Source organism: Skermanella sp., assembly GCF_059503625.1.
The window spans coordinates 8,658-11,536 of sequence record NZ_JCACHA010000704.1; the positions used below are offsets into that span (position 1 = coordinate 8,658).

The window sequence follows — 2,879 nt, forward strand, 5'->3', positions numbered from 1 at the left end:
GGTCGGGCCGGTAGTCTCCCATGTCCGAGGGCTGGTCTTGGCCGTGGAGGCAACTCGCGCAGCATCGCAGCACGGGGGAGTTCACCCAGACCACCTTCCGCTCGGCGCCGAGGTGACGGACGAGGTGATGGGCACCCGTCGGCTGCCGACCCCAGTTCTCTCCGAATACAATCAGGTCCGAGTGCATTTGACGACGCTCCAAACTAACGCAGTATTGTGCATCTCCTTTTTGCATAGACCGTGCCACCCGGTTTATATCGATGGAATGGGGAGATTCGTGGTTTCTGCCGCCTGCTGAATTGCGAATCGCAAATCAGAACAGGAAATCGGCATTTCGGATTCGGGTTTTCTCGCATCCTGGCTAGCCGGGACCCGATATGACGATGGGGATAGCGGGTCAGCCTTGCTGGAACCGCGGTCGCGACCGGATGTTGCTCCTCCGCCGGTTGTCCGACCGGCGCTGCACAGATCTACCCGTCAAGGCATTCCATGACTTTCAGCCAGATAGCGGCTTTCTCAATCGTCATCGTCATGGTCGGGTTGCTGATCTGGGACAAGATCCGCTACGACATCGTGGCGCTGGGAGCATTGCTCGCCGCCATAGCCTGCGGCATCGTCCCTCCCGACAAGGCCTTCACCGGCTTCAGCGACGACATCGTGATCATCGTCGCGTCGGCCCTGGTGGTCAGCGCCGCCGTCGGCCGCTCCGGCATCGTCGAACTGATGATGCGGCCATTCACCCCGCACATGAAGACGACCAGTTCCCAGGTCGGCATCCTTGTCAGCGTCGTGACGGTGCTGTCGGCCTTCATGAAGAATATCGGCGCCCTGGCGATCTTCATGCCGATCGCCTTCCAGATCTCGCGCCGGACCGGCAAGCCTGCCTCCCGCCTGCTGATGCCGCTGTCGTTCGGGTCGCTGCTCGGCGGATTGGCGACGCTGGTCGGCACCTCTCCCAACATCATCGTGTCGCGCATGCGGGAGGACATCGTTGGCGAACCGTTCACGATGTTCGATTTCGCGCCGGTCGGCATCGGTCTGGCGGTGGTCGGCATCGTCTTCCTGACGTTCGGCTGGCGGCTGCTGCCGCGCGCAGAACGGTCGGGAGCGGCGGGCGACGCCCAGTTCTCGATCGAGGACTACACGACCGAAGCCCGCCTGCCGCCTGAGTCGCCGCTGGTCGGCAAGACGGTGTTCGACCTGGAGAGCATGGCGGAGGCCGAAGTGACGGTCGTCGGCATCATCCGCGAAGGGTTCCGCCGCTACGTCCCTTCGGGCCACTGGACCTTGTTCGCCGACGACGTCCTCGTGCTGGAAGGCGAGGCCCAGGCGCTGGAAAAGATCACGGTGGACGGCAAGCTGGAACTGGTCGGCTTGAAGGAGGGCGAGATCGCGTCCGCCCGGCGCGGCGAGATCGGCATGGTCGAGGCGGTGGTGACCCAGGGCTCGCCGCTGATCGGCAATTCCGCGGCCCAGATCAGCCTGCGCGAGCGGTTCGGCGTCAACCTGCTGGCGCTCAGCCGGCGTGGGCGTCAGGTCAGCCAGCGCCTGCGCCGGGTTCGGTTCCAGCAGGGCGACCTGCTAGTGCTCCATGGCAACAAGGACGCCATGCCCGACACGCTGGCGGAACTGGGCTGCCTGCCTCTGGCCGAGCGGAACGTCAGCCTCGGGCGGAAACGCCACCTGTACCTGCCCATCACGGTGCTTGCCATCGCCATGGCGCTGGTGGCGCTCCAGGTGGTGACGGTCACCATAGCGTTCTTCGGGGCGGCGGTGATCCTTCTGCTGACCCGCGTCCTGACCCCGCGCGAGGCGTACGAGGTGGTCGACTGGCCGATCCTGATCCTGCTCGGTTCGCTGATCCCGGTCAGCGACGCCTTGCGCACCACGGGCGGCACCGACCTGATCGCGGGATGGCTTTCGGGCGCCGCCGGGGCACTGCCGCCGATGGGATCGCTGGCGCTGATCCTGACGGTCGCCATGGCCGTCACGCCTTTCCTCAACAACGCCGCGACGGTGCTGGTGATGGCCCCGATCGGAGCCAGCCTGGCGGGCCAACTCGGTCTCAACCCCGATCCGTTCCTGATGGCGGTCGCGGTCGGGGCCGCCTGCGATTTCCTCACGCCGATCGGTCACCAGTGCAATACGCTGGTGATGGGGCCGGGCGGATATCGGTTCGGGGATTACTGGCGGCTGGGCCTGCCGCTGTCGGTGATCGTGATCACCCTGGGCACGTTCCTGATCGGCATGTTCTGGCCGATGTAGGAACCGGAATGATGTAGGAACCGGAAGACCGTGCACAGGCGACCGCCGGGAGAGCCGAAGTGATCGGCGCTCCCGGCCAGGGGCCTGAAACTCCCCTAAAGGGGAGTAGTCAGCACGAGCACCACCACGACAATGGCGGCGAGGACGAAAGCGGCCAAACCGGTCGAGTAATTACGCCAGACGCGACGGATGTCGCCCTTGCGCCACGACTGGAGCCTCACGGCCGCCTCCCTATCCTTGTCCTGAAGGCCGTCCCGAATTGCGCCTGACTTAGACGCGCTTCAGGTTGACAGCCGAGGTCTTGCCCTTGCGGGGGTCGTTCTCGAGGTCGAAGCTAACCGCGTCGCCATCGTTCAGGCCGTTCATGCCCGAACGCTCGACGGCGGAGATGTGAACGAATACGTCCGGTCCACCCTGGTCAGGCTGGATAAAGCCATATCCCTTGGTCGCATTGAACCACTTGACGGTACCTGTCGGCATTTTCTGGTCTCCCTGACCGTATTTTGAAGTCCACCAACCCTGTCCCGCCGCACGGCCGGTTGCAAGCCGCAAATATCACGATTGGCGCGCGCGACAGTGGTATTCCTTCTCGCCAGTCCTGTTTGCATCCCAAC

4 protein-coding genes are annotated in these 2,879 nt (G+C 64.3%); 1 reads left to right on the forward strand and 3 read right to left on the reverse strand.

Going from position 1 to position 2,879, the window contains the following annotated elements; genetic code table 11:
• Positions 1-187, reverse strand: a 187-nt coding sequence (locus tag AC5JJ6_RS23460; protein WP_496044373.1) for a hypothetical protein, incomplete at its 3' end; no start/stop codon positions are given.
• Between the two features lie 302 nt (positions 188-489).
• Between AC5JJ6_RS23460 and AC5JJ6_RS23465 the strand changes: the two genes are divergently transcribed.
• Positions 490-2,265 (forward strand): SLC13 family permease, encoded by a 1,776-nt coding sequence (locus AC5JJ6_RS23465; protein WP_496044374.1) that lies wholly within the window; start codon positions 490-492, stop codon positions 2,263-2,265.
• A 95-nt stretch (positions 2,266-2,360) separates the two neighbouring features.
• Here AC5JJ6_RS23465 and AC5JJ6_RS23470 read toward each other — a convergent pair whose 3' ends face one another.
• Both AC5JJ6_RS23470 and AC5JJ6_RS23475 read right to left on the reverse strand, forming a co-directional pair.
• Entirely contained in the window at positions 2,361-2,486 is a 126-nt protein-coding gene (locus AC5JJ6_RS23470; protein WP_280178429.1) for a hypothetical protein, read from the reverse strand.
• Between the two features lie 49 nt (positions 2,487-2,535).
• Complete coding sequence (locus AC5JJ6_RS23475) at positions 2,536-2,745, reverse strand: cold-shock protein (RefSeq protein ID WP_044427023.1); 210 nt, start codon at positions 2,743-2,745, stop codon at positions 2,536-2,538.
• Between the last annotated feature and the right edge of the window lie 134 nt (positions 2,746-2,879).

What these genes read in the sequence shown, in the direction of transcription:
- AC5JJ6_RS23465 (WP_496044374.1), top strand. Translation starts at nt 490, where the DNA reads ATGACTTTCAGCCAGATAGCGGCTTTCTCAATCGTCATCGTCATGGTC.
- AC5JJ6_RS23475 (WP_044427023.1), bottom strand. Translation starts at nt 2,745, where the DNA reads ATGCCGACAGGTACCGTCAAGTGGTTCAATGCGACCAAGGGATATGGC.